The organism is Brevibacillus halotolerans, from assembly GCF_026891775.1.
In the GTDB taxonomy this organism is placed as follows: domain Bacteria; phylum Bacillota; class Bacilli; order Brevibacillales; family Brevibacillaceae; genus Brevibacillus_B; species Brevibacillus_B halotolerans.
The window spans coordinates 23,375-40,542 of sequence record NZ_JAPTNK010000024.1 but is presented as its reverse complement, the minus strand read 5'-3'; the positions used below and the strand labels follow the sequence as shown (position 1 = coordinate 40,542).

General features: G+C 42.3%; 20 protein-coding genes. 1 reads left to right on the top strand and 19 read right to left on the bottom strand.

The window, feature by feature from the left end; translation table 11 throughout:
* Positions 1 to 2 precede the first annotated feature (2 nt).
* The 19 genes from dnaG to rpsU all read right to left on the bottom strand — a co-directional run bounded on the left by dnaG (position 3) and on the right by rpsU (position 15,259).
* Positions 3 to 1,847 (bottom strand): DNA primase, encoded by a 1,845-nt coding sequence (dnaG, locus tag O0550_RS21870; RefSeq protein WP_003338180.1) that lies wholly within the window; start codon positions 1,845 to 1,847, stop codon positions 3 to 5.
* A gap of 91 nt (positions 1,848 to 1,938) precedes the next feature.
* Positions 1,939 to 2,760, bottom strand: coding sequence for a pyruvate, water dikinase regulatory protein (locus O0550_RS21865; protein ID WP_003342998.1), 822 nt, complete (start codon positions 2,758 to 2,760; stop codon positions 1,939 to 1,941).
* An 18-nt stretch (positions 2,761 to 2,778) separates the two neighbouring features.
* Positions 2,779 to 3,411, bottom strand: coding sequence for a transcriptional regulator CcpN (gene ccpN, locus O0550_RS21860; RefSeq protein WP_003338182.1), 633 nt, complete (start codon positions 3,409 to 3,411; stop codon positions 2,779 to 2,781).
* Positions 3,412 to 3,629: 218 nt separating this feature from the next.
* Positions 3,630 to 4,403, bottom strand: a complete 774-nt coding sequence (gene recO / locus O0550_RS21855) for a DNA repair protein RecO (RefSeq protein WP_258427222.1) — start codon at positions 4,401 to 4,403, stop codon at positions 3,630 to 3,632.
* A complete protein-coding gene (locus O0550_RS21850; RefSeq protein WP_003338185.1) occupies positions 4,394 to 4,552 on the bottom strand; it encodes a YqzL family protein in 159 nt (52 codons plus the stop codon). The genes recO and O0550_RS21850 overlap by 10 nt, the downstream gene beginning before the upstream one ends.
* Positions 4,553 to 4,660: 108 nt before the next feature.
* Positions 4,661 to 5,578 (bottom strand): GTPase Era, encoded by a 918-nt coding sequence (gene era / locus O0550_RS21845; RefSeq protein ID WP_003338186.1) that lies wholly within the window; start codon positions 5,576 to 5,578, stop codon positions 4,661 to 4,663.
* Entirely contained in the window at positions 5,571 to 5,969 is a 399-nt protein-coding gene (locus O0550_RS21840; RefSeq protein ID WP_258427221.1) for a cytidine deaminase, read from the bottom strand. The genes era and O0550_RS21840 overlap by 8 nt, the downstream gene beginning before the upstream one ends.
* Before the next feature lie 121 nt (positions 5,970 to 6,090).
* A complete protein-coding gene (locus O0550_RS21835; protein ID WP_258427220.1) occupies positions 6,091 to 6,465 on the bottom strand; it encodes a diacylglycerol kinase family protein in 375 nt (124 codons plus the stop codon).
* Between the two features lie 11 nt (positions 6,466 to 6,476).
* A complete protein-coding gene (ybeY, locus tag O0550_RS21830; protein ID WP_003338190.1) occupies positions 6,477 to 6,956 on the bottom strand; it encodes an rRNA maturation RNase YbeY in 480 nt (159 codons plus the stop codon).
* Positions 6,957 to 7,029: 73 nt separating this feature from the next.
* Positions 7,030 to 7,995, bottom strand: coding sequence for a PhoH family protein (locus O0550_RS21825; RefSeq protein ID WP_003338191.1), 966 nt, complete (start codon positions 7,993 to 7,995; stop codon positions 7,030 to 7,032).
* Positions 7,996 to 8,025: 30 nt separating this feature from the next.
* Entirely contained in the window at positions 8,026 to 9,237 is a 1,212-nt protein-coding gene (yqfD, locus tag O0550_RS21820; protein WP_258427219.1) for a sporulation protein YqfD, read from the bottom strand.
* Positions 9,238 to 9,257: 20 nt separating this feature from the next.
* The gene (yqfC, locus tag O0550_RS21815) at positions 9,258 to 9,542 is read right to left on the bottom strand and encodes a sporulation protein YqfC (RefSeq protein ID WP_003338194.1); all 285 of its coding nucleotides are present in this window, start codon (positions 9,540 to 9,542) and stop codon (positions 9,258 to 9,260) included.
* A gap of 323 nt (positions 9,543 to 9,865) precedes the next feature.
* Positions 9,866 to 10,108 (bottom strand): CDGSH iron-sulfur domain-containing protein, encoded by a 243-nt coding sequence (locus O0550_RS21810; RefSeq protein WP_003338195.1) that lies wholly within the window; start codon positions 10,106 to 10,108, stop codon positions 9,866 to 9,868.
* A gap of 388 nt (positions 10,109 to 10,496) precedes the next feature.
* Positions 10,497 to 11,159: a spermine/spermidine synthase domain-containing protein gene (locus tag O0550_RS21805; RefSeq protein WP_003343006.1), complete on the bottom strand. Its 663-nt coding sequence runs from the start codon at positions 11,157 to 11,159 to the stop codon at positions 10,497 to 10,499.
* A gap of 263 nt (positions 11,160 to 11,422) precedes the next feature.
* Positions 11,423 to 12,055 (bottom strand): hypothetical protein, encoded by a 633-nt coding sequence (locus O0550_RS21800; RefSeq protein ID WP_258427218.1) that lies wholly within the window; start codon positions 12,053 to 12,055, stop codon positions 11,423 to 11,425.
* 11 nt (positions 12,056 to 12,066) lie between these two features.
* On the bottom strand, positions 12,067 to 13,062 hold the full coding sequence (gene floA / locus O0550_RS21795; protein ID WP_003338198.1) for a flotillin-like protein FloA: 996 nt from the start codon (positions 13,060 to 13,062) through the stop codon (positions 12,067 to 12,069).
* 6 nt (positions 13,063 to 13,068) lie between these two features.
* Positions 13,069 to 14,418: an NfeD family protein gene (locus O0550_RS21790; protein WP_096886890.1), complete on the bottom strand. Its 1,350-nt coding sequence runs from the start codon at positions 14,416 to 14,418 to the stop codon at positions 13,069 to 13,071.
* Positions 14,419 to 14,620: 202 nt separating this feature from the next.
* The gene (locus O0550_RS21785) at positions 14,621 to 15,067 is read right to left on the bottom strand and encodes a GatB/YqeY domain-containing protein (protein ID WP_003338200.1); all 447 of its coding nucleotides are present in this window, start codon (positions 15,065 to 15,067) and stop codon (positions 14,621 to 14,623) included.
* A gap of 18 nt (positions 15,068 to 15,085) precedes the next feature.
* Positions 15,086 to 15,259, bottom strand: a complete 174-nt coding sequence (gene rpsU, locus O0550_RS21780; protein WP_003338202.1) for a 30S ribosomal protein S21 — start codon at positions 15,257 to 15,259, stop codon at positions 15,086 to 15,088.
* A gap of 380 nt (positions 15,260 to 15,639) precedes the next feature.
* On the opposite strand from rpsU, the gene O0550_RS21775 reads away from it, so the two are divergent.
* Complete coding sequence (locus O0550_RS21775) at positions 15,640 to 17,016, top strand: UDP-N-acetylmuramoyl-tripeptide--D-alanyl-D-alanine ligase (RefSeq protein WP_258427217.1); 1,377 nt, start codon at positions 15,640 to 15,642, stop codon at positions 17,014 to 17,016.
* Positions 17,017 to 17,168 lie beyond the last annotated feature (152 nt).

The window sequence follows — 17,168 nt, the reverse complement described above, 5'->3', positions numbered from 1 at the left end:
AACTACCCTTCCCTCAAAGCATTTTCCAATTCGGCGATCTTCATCCCTAGTAAAGCGGCTTCAATAATAAGCTTTTTACGCTGCTCCTCATCTATGGTGCTTCCCGCTTGCAAATTTAGTTGCTTTTGTTGTTCACGTAGCTTTTGTAGTTCCGCGCGAACAGGGTAATTGTTCACCTGCTTGATGTAGTCTTCAATTTCCTTATCAGATACATCTTCTCTGCATTCCATCATGGCTAATCCCGAGGCTAATTGCTTGCACTTCTCATCTTCAACATAGTGTATAAAGGCTCCAGGATCTGCCGGATGCCCCTCTGCATAATAAGCATACAAGTAAGCGGCTAGAGCACTGTGTTCGTCCACTTGGAAATCTGCGTTACATTCCTGTTGCACACGTAAAGCAATTTCCGGATCACGCATCATATAGTATAGCAACATTCGTTCTGCATTTTCGTGTGCAGGTGCTTTTGTAACCATAAATTTGCCATTATTTATACTATTATTCCATGGTGCTGTAACTTTATCCCTTTGATTCATTAATTTTTGTTGCTTGTACAGCTTTTTTGCTTCTGTCTTTACAGCATCAAGGGATAGAGAATACTCTTCAGACAGTTTCCGTTCATACATATCCCGCTCGATCGCATTCGGGAGTGTAACGATGAATTCCAGTGCCTGTCTTACATACTCAGCCTTATCCGCTTCGTCTTGTATTACAGTTTTACTCCGCAAATGTTTCAATTGAAAGGACGTCACCGGCATAGCTTGTAATAATACCTGCTGGGAAAATTGTTCAGCGCCATACTGCCGTATATAATCATCAGGGTCACTACCCTGGGGGAGTGGAGCAATTCGCACCGTACAACCAGCTTTTTGTAATTGGTCAATCGCTTTTGCCGTAGCCTCCTGTCCGGCAAAGTCGCCGTCGTAGCATAGGATTACCTGATCTGTATTTCTTCTGATCAGATGGGCTTGTTGCTCCGTAAAAGCGGTTCCTAGCGTAGCGATTCCGTTACTAATGCCAGCCTGCCACGCAGCAATTACATCTGCATATCCTTCAAAAAGGATTGCCTGGTTTCGTTTACGTATTTGGCTTCTTGCGCGATGCAAGTTAAATATAGTGCGACTTTTGTTAAATAGGAGCGTTTCTGGACTATTTAAATACTTGGGTTCCGAGCCGTCTATAGACCTTCCTCCAAATCCGATAACCTCTCCCTGTGAATCCTGAATCGGAAAGATAACTCTCTTGCGAAATTTGTCATACACTCTTCCGCGATCATTGGAGGATAGCAATCCTGCTTCGACCATTAGCTCTAACGGAAAGTTACGCTTTACAAGGTTATCCTTAACGAAATCCCATGATTCTGGAGCAAACCCAATCATGTATTCGTCAATTGTCGTCCTAGTAAAGCCTCGATTCTCCAAATAGCGAAGAGCTTCCGATCCATAGGGAGTGGACGTTAAAACATAATGATATAGTTTCGCCACAAAACGGTAGGCTTCATACATTTTCGCCTTCGCGCTCTGCATCGGATTATCTTCGTGAGTGAGGGGAGCTGGCGGGGTTAATCCCACCCGGTCTGCAAGTTTTTGCAAGGCCTCGGGAAACGACAGCTGTTCGACTTGCATAACGAAAGAGAATACGTCACCACCTGCATGGCACCCGAAGCAATGATAAAACTGTCGCTCCGCGTTCACATTAAAGGAGGGGGTTTTTTCCGAATGAAACGGACACAAGCCTAGATAGGCGCGCCCCCTCTTCTTCAGTTGTACGTATTCTCCCACCACGTCTACGATGTCAACAGCTGCTCGAACCTGGTTGACGAACTCTTCGGGTGTAGATTGAGCCATAGCCATCCACCTTTTCACAGCAATGAAATTACTTTATTCGTCAAAGTTCGGCAAAATCCTTCTTCCAACTACTATTTTTTGTTCCTGAATCTTATCGGCGTGCTTTGAGTTTATTACGTCGAATAATGTCAAGGATAATATTAGCTGTTTCTTCAACCGCTTTGATAGAAACATCAATCACGGGACAACCTACGCGTTCCATAATTTTTCTTGAGTATTCCAATTCTGTTTCAATTCGATCCATTGTTGCATAATTCGCTTGGGCAGTTAGACCTAATGCTTTTAACCGCTCGGTACGAATCCCGTTTAATTGATCTGAATTTATGGTAAGTCCAATACATTTTTCCGCCGGCAGTAAGAACAATTCCTCTGGCGGCTCAACCTCTGGAACCAAAGGTACATTTGCTACCTTCAAGCGTTTGTTAGCCAAGTACATGGACAATGGGGTTTTTGACGTACGCGAAACCCCAATTAGTACAACATCCGCCCGAAGTAAACCACGAGGGTCTCTGCCATCATCGTATTTTACAGCGAACTCGATGGCTTCCACTTTTCGGAAATAATCTTCATCCAATTTACGTACTAATCCAGGCTTTCCGGATTGTTTTGTCTGGAGTAGATCTTCCATAATGGTCAGCAACGGACCCATTACATCCACAATGGGTACCTGATGTTTGTTGGCCTGTTCCAAAATATACGTTTTTAGTTCAGGAACAACGAGAGTAAAGACCACCAGAGCCTTTGATTCTTTGGCGGAGAGGATAACTTCGTCAATGGACTCTTTATCCTCCATGTACGGATACTTGTGAATATCTACCGTTTTACCGTTAAATTGACTTGCTACTGCCCTTACGACAAATTCTGCTGTTTCTCCAATTGAATCCGATACGACATAAATTAATTGGGTATTCATTTCCAATCCAACTTCCCCCTACACATTCGTCTCTTTGCCAAGCTCCACAAAAGCTCTAGAAATTGTTGTTTTGGTAATCCTGCCCAACAATTCAAAGGTTTTTGGATCTTCTTCGTTGGGGCGTACGACCGGCAGTGAATCAATTTGGAATTCAATCAATTTTTGCGCGGTATCCAGAAGAGTTTCTTCTGGAGTGCACGTGACGATGTTGGGCATTCTTGTCATGATAATGCTGACAGGAATGCTCTCCAATCCCTTGTTACCTAATGAAGCCCGGAGTAAATCCTTTCGGGACACTACACCAGCTAACAAACCTTTTTGATTGACAACAAACAATGTACCTACATCCTCTAAGAATAATGTCACAATTGCATCATACACCGACGCTGATTCAGCCACGACGATAGGCACTGCTTTATAATCATTTACTATTAGCTTGTGCAATCGTTCTGCAATTACCGACGATGTAGGACGACCTGCATAAAAATAGCCAACCCTCGGTCTTGCATCTAAATAACCCGACATAGTAAGAATGGATAAATCAGGTCGAAGAGTAGCCCTTGTAAGATTCAAGTGTTCGGCAATATTCTCACCTGTAATTGGACCTTCATCTTTTACAATTTGCAAAATTTGTTCTTGGCGTTTGGTCAATTCGATGACGGATCACCACCGATTCATAAATTACTATCCCTAGTATTACTCTATAAAGAGATAGATTCCTGCAAAAGAATCGTAAAAAGCTTTTTTTCTGCTACTGGAATGTACTGGAAGTAGAAAAAAGCCTCCACAAGAGGAGGCAGGGAGCTATGTCCCGATAAGCCGTTGTATATGTATTTATATGATCACAATTGATCATGATAGCCAAAAAACTATGCCTTGTCAAATCCATCTGAAAACTCTAGACGTTCCATTTGTTCTAGAAAGTTTCGACTTTTAAGACGCAGGTCAATATGCTGATCTAGATATCTATGCAGTAAAAGCCTTAGTTGATTTCGCGTAGATGTTTTTACTTCAATCTCACCTAAACGTTCGAGAGGGAATAATAAAAACAGCCGTAATAATTTCCAGGTGGCTGGTAAAATATGAAATGAATAAGGATCAGTATGTGTACATCTCTGACATAAAAGACCGCCTTGTGTGATACTAAATGTGTAAGGATCGCCCTCTGCCCCACAGGAAATGCAGCTTTCAACATGCGGACGTATTCCTGCGAGAACCAGCATTTTACTTTCAAAAATACGGCAAAGAATTTCCGCATCCTTGCCTTCATCCAAATACTGAAGGGTATGGACTAATAATTGGAACAGGTAAGGATTGGGCTCACGTTCCTCTGTCAAGCGATCTAGCATTTCTGCCATATAAGCAGAGTAGGCAGTCAGCATTAAATCCTGACGGAGATCTTTAAAAGAGTGAAGAATATCCCCTTGTGTGAGCTCCGGCATTCCTGTCCCTGTTCCTTTTTTACATAGATAGTATCCATGTGTAAACAATTGAGATACGGCGGCCAGGCGACTTCGAGGTTTTTTTGCCCCCTTTGCCATTACCCCGACCTTACCGTATTCCCTAGTGTAAAGCGTAACCACTTTACTACTTTCTCCGTAATCAACACTACGGATGACAATACCTTCCCACTTTACAAGCATACCTGAGAATCACCCTGTTCCAATAGGGCTTGATCCAGTGATCCTGCATCATCTGCATCGTTTCGTGCTTCATGATGTTCCTTATAAAGAAGGTAAGCGTGGATATCACCGGTTGAAGCAAAATAACTCCAAGAAAAGTTGCGAAGCATGTTGCATCATCCTTTCCTTTTTTCGGTCACCACTTTCTTTATATAGAATCCACCGTAGCCCCCATTTCTATGCCTTGGAAAAATTGTCACGTATAGCAAAGAAAAAGTTTATTTTTCTTCATAAAAACCAAAATTACGAAGCATCCTTTCCTGATTACGCCAATCTTTCTTTACTTTGACCCATACTTCTAAAAAGATTTTCTCTCCTAATAAACGCTCCATGTCCATCCGTGCACGTTTGGAAATTTCTTTTAGCATGTCCCCTCTTTTGCCGATCAAAATTCCTTTTTGGGAATCACGCTCCACGTAGATGGCAGCATAAATGTATAATGTTTTGCCATTTTCTCCGCGCTTCATCTCTTCCACCGTTACAGCAATGGAATGAGGAATTTCTTCCCGCGTCAGATGAAGAACCTTTTCACGAATCAGCTCCGCTACGATAAAGCGCTCTGGATGATCCGTTACTTGATCTGCTGGATAATACATCGGCCCCTCTGGCATTTCCAGCAAAATGGATTGCAATAGGGCATCAGTATTGTTACCCTGCAAAGCAGAAATAGGAACAATTTGTTTAAAATCATGATGCTTTCGATATTCATCAATTAAAGGAAGCAATTCTTCTGGATGAATTTGATCAATTTTGTTTATAACCAAGAAGACAGGAGTATTAACCTTTTTCAAACGCTCAAGAATATACTCTTCCCCTGCCCCGCGTTTCTCCGTCGCATCAATGACAAACAGTACCAAGTCTACCTCATTAAGTGTATTTTCGGCCGCCGCTACCATATAATCGCCCAATTTGGACTTCGCTTTATGAATACCCGGTGTATCAATAAAAATGAATTGACCTTTGTCAGAGGTATACACAGCACGAATCTGATTTCGTGTCGTTTGCGGTTTATTAGACATGATGGCAACCTTTTGTCCAACAACCTGATTTAATAATGTGGATTTCCCTACATTGGGACGGCCAATAATTGAGACAAATCCTGATTTAAACGTTTCTTTCTTTTTTTGATTATCCAAGAAGATCCTCCTTTGTAAAAGCACCTGGCAATAATTCACTCACTGTAGTAACCGTAACATCTCCATTCAGATTGGACAAGATTACCTTCATATCAGGTGGGCACATTTCTGCCATTACCTGACGGCACGCTCCACATGGCGGTACTGGCTTCGGTGTATCCGCTACCACAGCGATGGCTTGATAGTTCTTATCTCCCTCGGAATATGCTTTAAACAAAGCTGTTCTTTCTGCGCAGTTGCACAGAGGATAAGCGGCATTTTCAATATTGCATCCTAGATATACTTTACCCGTTTCGGACAACAATGCAGCACCCACCGGGAATTTAGAATAAGGTACGTAAGCTGTTTCTCTTGCTGTTTTTGCTTGTTCAATCAGTTGTTGTTGGTTCATACAATTCTTCCTCTCCTGTGTCTAAATAAAAATGAAGATGCCAAGAGACCAGACGAGGCCGTTCCCATTTTGGAAGGTTCGTCTAGCTGTTTCCTTGACCGTAAATAGCGTCTCTTTTGTCCTAGCGAGTAAAGAAATAGGCATACAAAGGTGGGCCAAGAATGAGGATTCCAATCACGATGGCAAACATAGCGGATACAAAGACAGCTCCAGCAGCAACATCCTTCGCTATTTTTGCCTGTGGATGGTACTCTTTTGTCACCAGATCAACGCAAGCTTCAATGGCGGTATTAAGTAATTCAAGCGCCCAAACAATCGCAATAACCAATAGTAACAAGCTCAGCTCCATGCGAGTAATTTGTAGCCATATGGATAAAATAACCACACCGAGTGCAACTGCTACGTGTATTTGCATGTTTCGTTGGGTGCGTACAGCATGGTTAATTCCCTGTAAAGCATAACCAAAGCTGCGCCATAAACGAAGCCATTCCTTCACGTTGACCGCTCCTATCTCGTCAATCCGACTTCTTGCAGAATATTTTCTTGACGGGTAAACATGTCTTTTTCTTCCTCAGGTGTCCCATGGTCATAGCCAATCAGATGCAAAAATCCATGCACGGCTAGAAAACCAAGCTCCCGTTCAAAAGAATGGCCATAATCCTGTGCTTGTTCTTTTGTTCGCGGGATGGAGATGATGATATCGCCTAGCATATTTGGATAGTCATCAAATTCACTTTCTTCCACAAAGATCTCCATGTCACCCTCGCCCTCTTCATTCAGCGCAAACGATAGTACGTCAGTAGGACGATCCACTCCACGATAATCGCGATTCAGCTCATGGATACGTTCATTGTTAACAAGTGTGATAACTACTTCACCCTTAATTTCTTCAAATTGGGCCGCTTTTTGCAAGCAATTTTCAATAAGCTGTTGGTGCTCTTGCGTAATTTCTTCGTCTTGCTCATTTACAATCTCAATCGTCAGCAATGTTCTTCCCTCTTTTTCTTCTGAAACTTTACCTCATGTATAATCACATAAAGAGACTCCAAGAGGAGCCAGCCTAGATCTGCTGCTCCTCTTTGGAATACGCTGTAATGATTTTTTGAACCAAGCTATGACGCACAACATCTGTATCCTGAAATTCAATAAAAGCAATATCAGTAATAACGGAAAGAATGCGCTCTGCTTCTCGCAGCCCAGACTTTTTGCCTTTTGGCAGGTCAATTTGGGTTACATCCCCCGTGATGACCATTTTGGAGCCAAAACCCAAGCGCGTCAAGAACATTTTCATTTGTTCTGGTGTAGTATTTTGTGCTTCATCCAGAATAATAAAGCTGTCTTCTAATGTACGCCCTCTCATATAAGCAAGCGGAGCTACCTCGATGATGCCTCGTTCCATCATTTTACTAACCTGTTCGGTTCCTAACATATCATACAAAGCATCATAGAGCGGCCGTAGGTACGGGTCTACCTTTTCTTGCAAATCACCTGGTAAAAAGCCCAGGCTTTCGCCTGCTTCCACTGCTGGGCGCGTGAGAACGATTCGTTTTACTCGACCGTTTTTAAGGGCCTGTACGGCCATTACAACCGCTAGATATGTTTTACCAGTACCAGCAGGACCAATCCCAAACACGATATCATTTCGTTTAATAGCAGACAAATAATGGCGTTGCCCTAAGGTTTTAGCGCGGACTAGTTTACCGCGGTGAGAACGTGCTACCTCTTCTTCATAAAGATGCAGAAGCTCTTGCTCTTCTCCTTTTTCTGTTAGCTGCATCGCATAGTATACATCACGTTCTGATAATGTAATCCCCCTGCGGATCAGCTGCAATAAAGTATCAAATAGCGTAGCCAGCTTGTCGACTTCTGCCTTTTCCCCACTGATGACGAATGCGCCGGTGCGGGTTCCTATCTGAGCTGATGTTTTTTCTTCGATCTTTTTTAAATAGGAATCATGAGGTCCAAACAAAAGCAATGCTTCCTGTGCATCTGCAAACTGGATCACTACTTCTTCTTGTACTTGCAACCTTTGTCCATCTCCTTGCCATCAGTTATTTTAGTTTGGTGTGTCTTCTAGTGCGGGTGGCGTAGCAACAATCGGTTGGTCCATCGCTATATTTTCGATGACGGAAAAATAGATACTTACATAAACTTTACCATTCTCTTGTTTTACGTGCAAAACTTTTTCTTCTTTTATCTTCGCATCTTCTCCAGCTCGTTTCAAGATATCTGCTTTTGCAAAATGTTTGGCTACCTCTAAAGCGTCCCGATCGCTCATTCGGATAACCTTAGGCTCCAGCTCTCGATCAATTTCTGTCTTCCAGCCAAACGGCAATTGATAGTCAAAAAAAGCCGCTTGAAAACGTTTCTCTGTTTTACGAGCATGCTTGTACGACTTGATTTCAAACGGCCAAAGACGTACTGCCGATGATCCAAAAATCAAAAAGTGTTGCTTCTGTTTTTCACCTGTATAAAGAAGCTGGTTCTGGATTAAGGGGACGGTCACATCAGATCGATACCAGACCTCTCCTGTCACTTGTCCCCGGGCAGCAACGATCGATTGGCGCTCCTCATTACCAATAATACCTGAAATTAAAATCTGGTCTTTATCAACATACTGATTCGCTTTAACCATAGTCTTACCTGTTTCAGCAAAAATACTGTGAATGACCGCTTTTTTCTTTGCCACAACGTGTTTAGGTTCATGCGCAACAATCTTTTCCGGATCAACCTTTTCAACGACTTGAATAATGGCCTTTGTACCATTTAACTCAACACCTACCCATGAGGCTTCTGGAATATACCCCAAAATACGGCGCTGTAACTCTTGGGGGTCTCCTATTTTTAATTTCCACGCACCTGCTCTTAACCCTACCTTCTCGGCTGCCTGTGTCACCTGATACGGCGAAATATTATGCGTTCCTTGCACCTCGACTTGCCATACAAACGTAGAGAGCATGTACAATCCGAGTAGAAAAATAAAAATACCTGCAACAAATCCGCTCCTCATTCGCATTCGTAACAACAAAAACGGTAAACCTTGTCGACTCGTCACATGCACCCGGCAGCCTGTCTCCTTTAAGAAGGGACGAAGCCGATAGAAATCGGCAATCATCATCTCACACTGTCCTAACTCAGGCCCTAAACGCTTGATATTCCACATTAAAATGTTTTCGCGGACGGCTAGGTTGATAAGACGTTCAAACCGTTTGCCGCGAATCGTTACTGTTATATGACCCTCGTACCATTCTTTTATTACGTTTCGCATCTGTATCCCCCTCAAACTCGTCACGTATTTTGAATGAATGTTATCTTGCCGATTCTCCCCTCCAACAACACTTCTTCCTTCAAAATAGCACGAATCACCAGTTGTTCCCCTATGACAAGCAATTGTCCGTTTGTAAGTAATAAACGAAGCTCGTTCTCACTAAATTGCAGGACACCTCGATGGTTTTCTATATACATTTGCAAATGACCAATCATCGTAATTCTCGGGACTTCAAGTACCACGTCCTGAGGTAAATCCAACACGCCCACAGCCATTCGGCGCAGTCGGCGGCTCCATTTCTTCATATGTAAGCCCCCTTTTTCCTTGCATATGCATTAGACATGCGTAAGCGGAGTCTGTTTAATGGGATAGCCGTGTGCTTGCAAAACAAAATCCGTTCTTTTATACCTATGCAGGGGGTAGGGCTTATCATGCTGGGAATTTGAAAAAGGGAAGGGGGATTTTCATACGTTAAAAAACGGCAAAAACCTCCTGATGGACTACGGTTACAGATAGTGGTTTAAAAGGCATGCTCTAAAAGAATTTACATGGCTAGAAAAGAGAAAAGCCTCCTTTTCTAAATAAAAAAACCCGCATGTCTACGTACAACATACGGGTCTTGCATCATTTACTTTTCGTCTTGTCCATGTGCCCCATCACAATAAGGTAATTTTTCCGATTTTCCACAGCCACAGATCCTTACCGTCTTGGCTTCCTTAAATCTAACAATATACGGAGTTTTTCCTGTTCCTTGTCCATTATGAGAGCCATCACAGTAAGGTGCATCCTCTGTGAGGCCGCACATACAGTAAAATGTAACGCCTGGTTCTTCCTTCACAACAATCGGACCTTTTTTATCATAGAGGGCCATAAGGTTTTCTCTCCTTTGTTCACTTAGCCTATCTAGTGGTAGGTAGTATTACTTATAGTATAGCACGTCCTCAGTTAGTAGGTTTTAGATGTAGACCAATCCTTTATGAAGGAAAAAACCAAGCGTAGAACAGCCCCGATTGTCATGGATCACAAAACATAGTCAGGCTTTGTATTCTTTATTACACTCAAGTGGGCTAATAAATAGATCTATTGAAGACGATTCTGATTCATCATTAAGTATGTTTTATGCTTTAGTAAAGTCGCACGATTAGATACAATGCTAAGGGTTATCCCCAAGCATTTCACATTCTGTTACCTATAAGGTTGCAAGCTTCGTGGGATTTAATTAACTATTTTGTTATCACTATCTTATGTAATCCTCTAAATCATTTCGGTAATTTTGCGATATACACAACATCTGGCTCGCCTCGCTCCACCTCTACTTTATACTCTTCTACTTCATGAAAATACTCAGATAATCGCAAAGCAAAAGCATCAGAAGAATTAGCACTCCAAAATGCAATAACACCCCCTGGGTTCATCAAACCAAGTAAGGTGTTGAGTCCTGATTCCTTATAAAGTGAATGGTTCGCTTCTGTCACGGTCCAATCGGGCCCATTGTCAATATCAAGACAGATCACATCAAATTTTTCGTTAGCTTCCTGAATCCATTGGAGAAGATCAGCTTTAACAACACGAGTTCGGGAGTCAGTGAGTGGATGATTAGAATATTCGCCCAAATATCGGTTATTCCATTCAATGATCTTTTCCTCTATTTCTAAAACAACTACCTCTTCTACTCTGTTATTTTTTAAAGCTTCTGAAAGGGAAAATCCCACACCTAATCCACCAATCATTACTTTTCGGGGATGATGAACGCTGTCAAGTGATGCCTTAACCAAAAGACGTTCGGATTCTCCATTATAAGTTGCCATTAAAAAAGTACCATTGCTAATAATCTCATAATTGTTATTCCGATACTGAAGCTGAATGTCACCGCGTGGTGTGGAGCATCGTTCTAAGATTGTAATGTCTGATTGCAAGATCATATCCTCCTTATTGAAAAGATAGGCTCCCTCAATCCTTTTGACGGATCGTAGCTGTGAAGCACTTAAAGAGCATACAAGCGTTAGCTATGTCGCAGGTAGGTTGTGCAATTCACTGGACACCTGCATCTTCTATTCAATAGTAACAAAAATCCGACATAGGAATCTTGCCCTTATCTTTTTATGCGGAAAGTGTACATGGGAGTATAATATTTTATGCATTAGCTAAAGATGTGCTTGATAGCGCTGAAAAAATTAGTAAACGGCTACCGGTATTTCCCCATTCTATAGCCGCCAAGGGCTGATGTAGGGTGAGGATCTTTACTGCGCGGCTTTCCTAAAATAATCGCCCATCTCATACCATCTAATGCTGTTCCAGCTAGTTTAATCGAATGTCTTTTAGTGGTAGCTCCCGTTTGCTTCTGTGATGTAGGAATGGTTGATCCATGTAATTCAACGCTCAATAACTTACTGTTTTTATGCTCGATAGGTGCTAACACCATTTGAGCGGCATTGGGTTCATACTGCTCTTCTAACATTGATCGACCTTCTTCGAGCTCCTTCTCCAGTTCAGTTCTTCCATCCCGTGTCGAGTCGTTCACTGACTGTGCAGGTTGCCCCTCCATATAAGTCCCCTGCCATTCTGCTGGCATTGAGGGTGAACTAGTTGAGTCAGTATTGTAAGGAGCTGAATTTTGCGTTCGAGACGTTGAAGGAAATTCAAACACACCTGGTTTTGCTTCCTGTCTTGGGTTCCGTTTTACTACCTGACGTTGATAGGGTGGTAGCATTCCTCCCGGCTCCCTATTCGTAGGTTGCATCGGATACGTCTTAGGTGTCTTGTTATGATTAAATTTACCCGTTAATAAACCAATGATCAGCTCGATGAGAGTTTCCATTGCCTCAACACCTATTTCTTATCTATGTCGTTTTTCTTCGTACCTTCAGGGTCACCAAATGATTCTCTCATAGCGGTATCTGCCATGATGTTCTGCATGTTGTAATAATCCATAACACCTAGCTTACCTGAACGCAATGCTTCAGCCAAAGCAAGTGGTACTTCCGCTTCAGATTCCACTACTTTCGCTTTCATCTCTTCAACGCGCGCTTTCATCTCTTGCTCCGTTGCCACAGCCATAGCACGACGTTCTTCTGCTTTTGCCTGCGCGATGCGTTTGTCAGCTTCTGCTTGGTCTGTTTGTAATTGGGCGCCAATATTTTTACCTACATCTACGTCCGCAATATCGATCGACAGAATTTCAAAGGCTGTACCTGCATCTAGACCTTTATTTAAAACGGTTTGTGAAATAAGATCTGGGTTTTCTAATACATCTTTATGTTTGTTGGACGAACCGATAGTTGTGACAATCCCTTCGCCAACACGAGCGATAATTGTCTCTTCACCAGCACCACCAACTAAACGATCAATATTCGCACGTACTGTTACTTTCGCCTTCGCACGTACCTCAATCCCATCCATCGCTACTGCGGCAATAATTGGAGTCTCAATCACTTTCGGATTTACGCTCATTTGTACTGCTTCCAACACATCACGACCAGCTAGGTCAATCGCCGCTGCTCGTTCGAAGCCTAGTGGAATATCTGCACGCTGAGCTGCTACCAAGGCATCTACGACTCTATCAACATTACCACCCGCTAGAAAGTGACTCTCTAATTGATTCGTATTAAGGTCAAGTCCAGCCTTACGTGCCTTAATTAACGGATTGACGATACGGGCCGGTGTTACACGACGCAAACGCATTGCTACCAATGTTAGAATACTCACGTTCACACCTGAAGCTAAAGCAGAAATCCATAGCATTACCGGTACAAATGAAAAGAAAACAGACAATACAATGATGACAACCGCGATCATAAACACGAAAGATATCATGCTTGTGTCCATCTAAATCTACCCCTTACTTTCATTTTTCCAATCTTGCACGACAATCCGTGCTCCTTCTACTTGAACCACTTTTATTTCGCTGCCAGCCGCAATGTATCCACCTGCACTTACAGCATCAATACGTTGTTCGCCAATCAAGATCACTCCAGCAGGGCGCAAATTGGTTAATGCTACACCAGTTTTCCCAAGTAGATCATTTTGATTTTTAGGAGCAACATACCCTGTATCCCTATGCTGCTCCTCTTTTAGAACAAATTTACTCCAGGTTCCTCTTAATCCGAAATATTTAACCAGTATAAACGCTACAATAAGCGTAATAATCGCCGCAATCCCCAGAGATGTAAGCCCTTGTTTTGTATCGTAAGCAGCTAATACTAGACCTGTGGACATGCTTGCAAACCCAAGGAAGCCTACGATGCCACCCGGTAAAAAGATTTCTAGAATCATCAAAATGACCCCAATAATAAACAGGCCAATATCCAGCCAATTAGCAAAACCTGCCACAAAATGTCCGAAGAAATAGAGTGTAAAGGACAAAATACCAATAGTGCCCGCAACTCCAAACCCCGGAGCAAACAACTCAATAATGACTCCCAGCATTCCAATTAACAAGAGACAGCTTAGAACAACTGGATTGGTTACAAACCTTGCGACCTTCTCGGTAGGAGTAGGAGAAATGTGTACAATTTCACTCTCATTCACCCCTACATATTGAAACAATTCTGCTTTACTACGAACAATTTTATCAGCATAGCCTAGTTTCTGTGCTTCCTCAGCACCAAGGGATAAAACTTCCCCCTTCTTTTTTAATCCAGCAAAATCCTGATCAATATAAACCATCGCTTTTGCTACGGAAGCATCTCTGCCGTTTAACTTAGCTGCTTCCTCCATCATTTGAGCCCATCCAGAAGTAATTTTCACTGGAGCAGCATTACCTTGTACATCAATTGGTGCAGCAGCTCCGATACTACTTCCTGGTTCCATTACAATCTCATTTGCATTCAAAGCAATATAAGTTCCTGCTGAAAAAGCCTGATTGTTAATATATGCAACGACTTTCATAGGTGCACTCCTAATCAATGCACCAATATTACCAGCCGAAACCACATCTCCACCTGGAGTATTAATGTCAAGAATAACGACATCAGCGCGTTGTTCATTGGCTTGTTGAAAAGCACGTCGCAAAAAGCTTTCAAGACCGCGCTCAATATCTTGCTCAACAGGCACATAAAAAACGCGTTTACCTGCTGCTTCTACAGGCTGAGACCAAGCTGTCCAAGCCAACATCCCTCCAGCAAACATCATAAGAGCGAGCATACAGGTAAACATGCGAGTAAAGGCTAGATGCTGTCTCAAGATGTGAATTCCTCCTTTCCTATCATGTTTTGTAACATCTTATGTAGGTATACGAGAAGATAGGAAGGAAGTTTCATTAAGTTGTATAAATCGCTTATAAGCAAAGAAAAGCCCTGTCAATGAGAAATCTTTCTCTTTGACAAGGCTGCTTATTTACTGTACCGCAAAAAATCCAGCCTGCGTGAGACTGGATTTCATTTGCTTATGAAGGTAATTCTTCAGAGACGATTTGTTGGACAAGGTTGCCGTCAGCTTTGCCTTTTACTTTAGGCATGATGGCTCCCATGACTTTGCCCATCTCTTTTTTGGATGTAGCGCCAACAGCAGCTACAGCCTCGCGAACGATTTGACGAATCTCATCTTCGCTTAATTGAGCAGGCATATAAGCCAATATAATATCCAACTCGTCACGTGTCTTTGTCGCTAAATCCTCGCGACCGGCTTTCTCAAACTCATGGAGGGAGTCACGGCGTTGCTTTAACTCACGGGTCAAGATAGTCAGCACTTCATCGTCGGACAGATCTCGACCCAACTTAATCTCTTCGTTTTTAATGGTGGCTTTGACCATGCGAATAACGGAGAGCTTTAAGACCGATTTGTCCTTCATAGCTTGCTTCATATCGTGATTGAGTTGCTCCATTACACTCATGATGAGCCCTCCCGTTAATTAGAACTTACGTTTACGAGCCGCTTCGGATTTTTTCTTACGAGCAATGCTAGGCTTTTCAAAGTGGCGACGCTTACGAAGCTCAGCCAACACTCCAGCTTTAGCATTTTCACGCTTAAAACGACGAAGCGCGCTCTCCAAAGATTCATTTTTTCTAACGCGTACTTCTGCCATCTATTTTCCCTCCCTCCGCTTGAAACCGTGGGACAACTGTTCATTATTCTACAGACTGTCAGACTACATTATAAATCAGGAAAGGGCGGTAGGTCAACCTTTTTCCAACCCTCAACCCAAATACTTGCTTGAGTATCTTTTACAAAGATTCTTCAAGCAAGGCATACTATTATCATACCTTATAGAAACAGCTACCGCAATAGACGCATACTCCTATTTCCATTTTATCCACTTTTCATGTTCTTGCTATTGCGGCAATTCGTCCACCGTGTTAGCATGACGTGGGATGCCTTCTATATAGGCTATTTTTTATCCATATCGGTTATACCCATCGTTATCTGTGGACATAGCAGAAATGATGACAAGGAGAGAATAAAACTATGCTACCCACTACTTTAAATACCATTGCTAAAATGGCGCGAGGGATACTCGTTCAAGGGAATCCCGCAGCCAATGTTACCAGCGCTCACTTTGACAGCCGTCAATTACAACCCGACAGTTTATTTGTACCACTGGTAGAAACACGCGATGGACATGATTTTATCAAGCAGGCTCAGGAAGCTGGAGCAATCGCCACACTGGTATCCGACTTGTCAAAAGTTCCAGCTACTCTTCCTAAAGATTTCGGTCTGATTCTTGTAAATGACACTTTGACAGCATTCCAAAAAATATCAAGTGCTTATCGAAATCAGTTTTCTATTCCATTCATTGCAGTTACAGGCAGTACAGGAAAGACAACTACGAAAGATATGATTTCTCACCTTTTAGCTAGTACACGTCCTATTTGCAGTACGTATAAAAACTTTAACAATCATATCGGTCTTCCCTTTTCCATCCTACATGTAGACAATAGTCACGAAGCCGCAGTTCTAGAGCTCGGCATGAGTCATGCTGGAGAGATTGATTTATTAGCTTCTATTACAAGACCAACCTATAGCGTGATTACAAGTATTGGTGAGGCGCATATGGAATACTTTGGTTCACTAGAAAAAATTGCTCTAGCAAAAGCAGAACTATTGCCGCATACTGCACCAGCAGGACGTGTTTATTTGAATGGAGATAACGAATACCTCCAGAAAGTTAAACACTTATCTGATAGCCCGATTTGCTATTATTCCGTGAAAGGCCCTGCTGATCTATGGGCATCGGATTTACTTACAGATGATAAAGGTACGCATTTCACTGTCCACTTTGAAGATCAGCAAACCCTGCGTGTATTTATGCCGCTATTTGGGACCTATAATGTATCTAATGCCTTACCAGCTATCGGAATTGCCCGTGAGCAAGGAATGAGCCTTGAGGACATTCAACAAGCAATGGCTACCCTAAGCATTTCAGGTATGCGGTTTGAAATTCATACATCTCAAAACGGGATGATTATCGTTAATGATGCCTACAATGCCAATCCCTTATCCATGAAGGCGTCTATTGAAAACTTTGCAGACCTTTTTCAAGACCGCACCAAAGTACTAATAATAGGTGATCTATTGGAATTAGGCTCAGATAGCCAAGCATTACACGCTGAAGTAGGAGAATACGTATCAAAGTGGGATGACCGCTTTACTTGTATGGTAACTATTGGAGAGAATTCACGATTTATTGGAGAGCACTATAAGGGAGAAAGCCATCATTTTAGCTCTAAGGAAGAAGCGATCGTCTACCTTCGTTCTTTAGTAAAACCACATTCTGCCGTTTTACTAAAAGCTTCCCGAGGCATGAAGCTAGAAACACTGCTACCTTCCTTGCTGGAGATTTAAGCTTTTTAACCCTAATTATCCTACATGTTGTTCGAATTAGTTGAGTAAAGCATTTCTTTTAGCGTCTAATTTATTGCTGAAAGAGGTGCTTTTTGTTTTTAATCCTTGTTAGCTAATCATTTTCTGAAACTTCCCTTCAAAACAAACGTTAT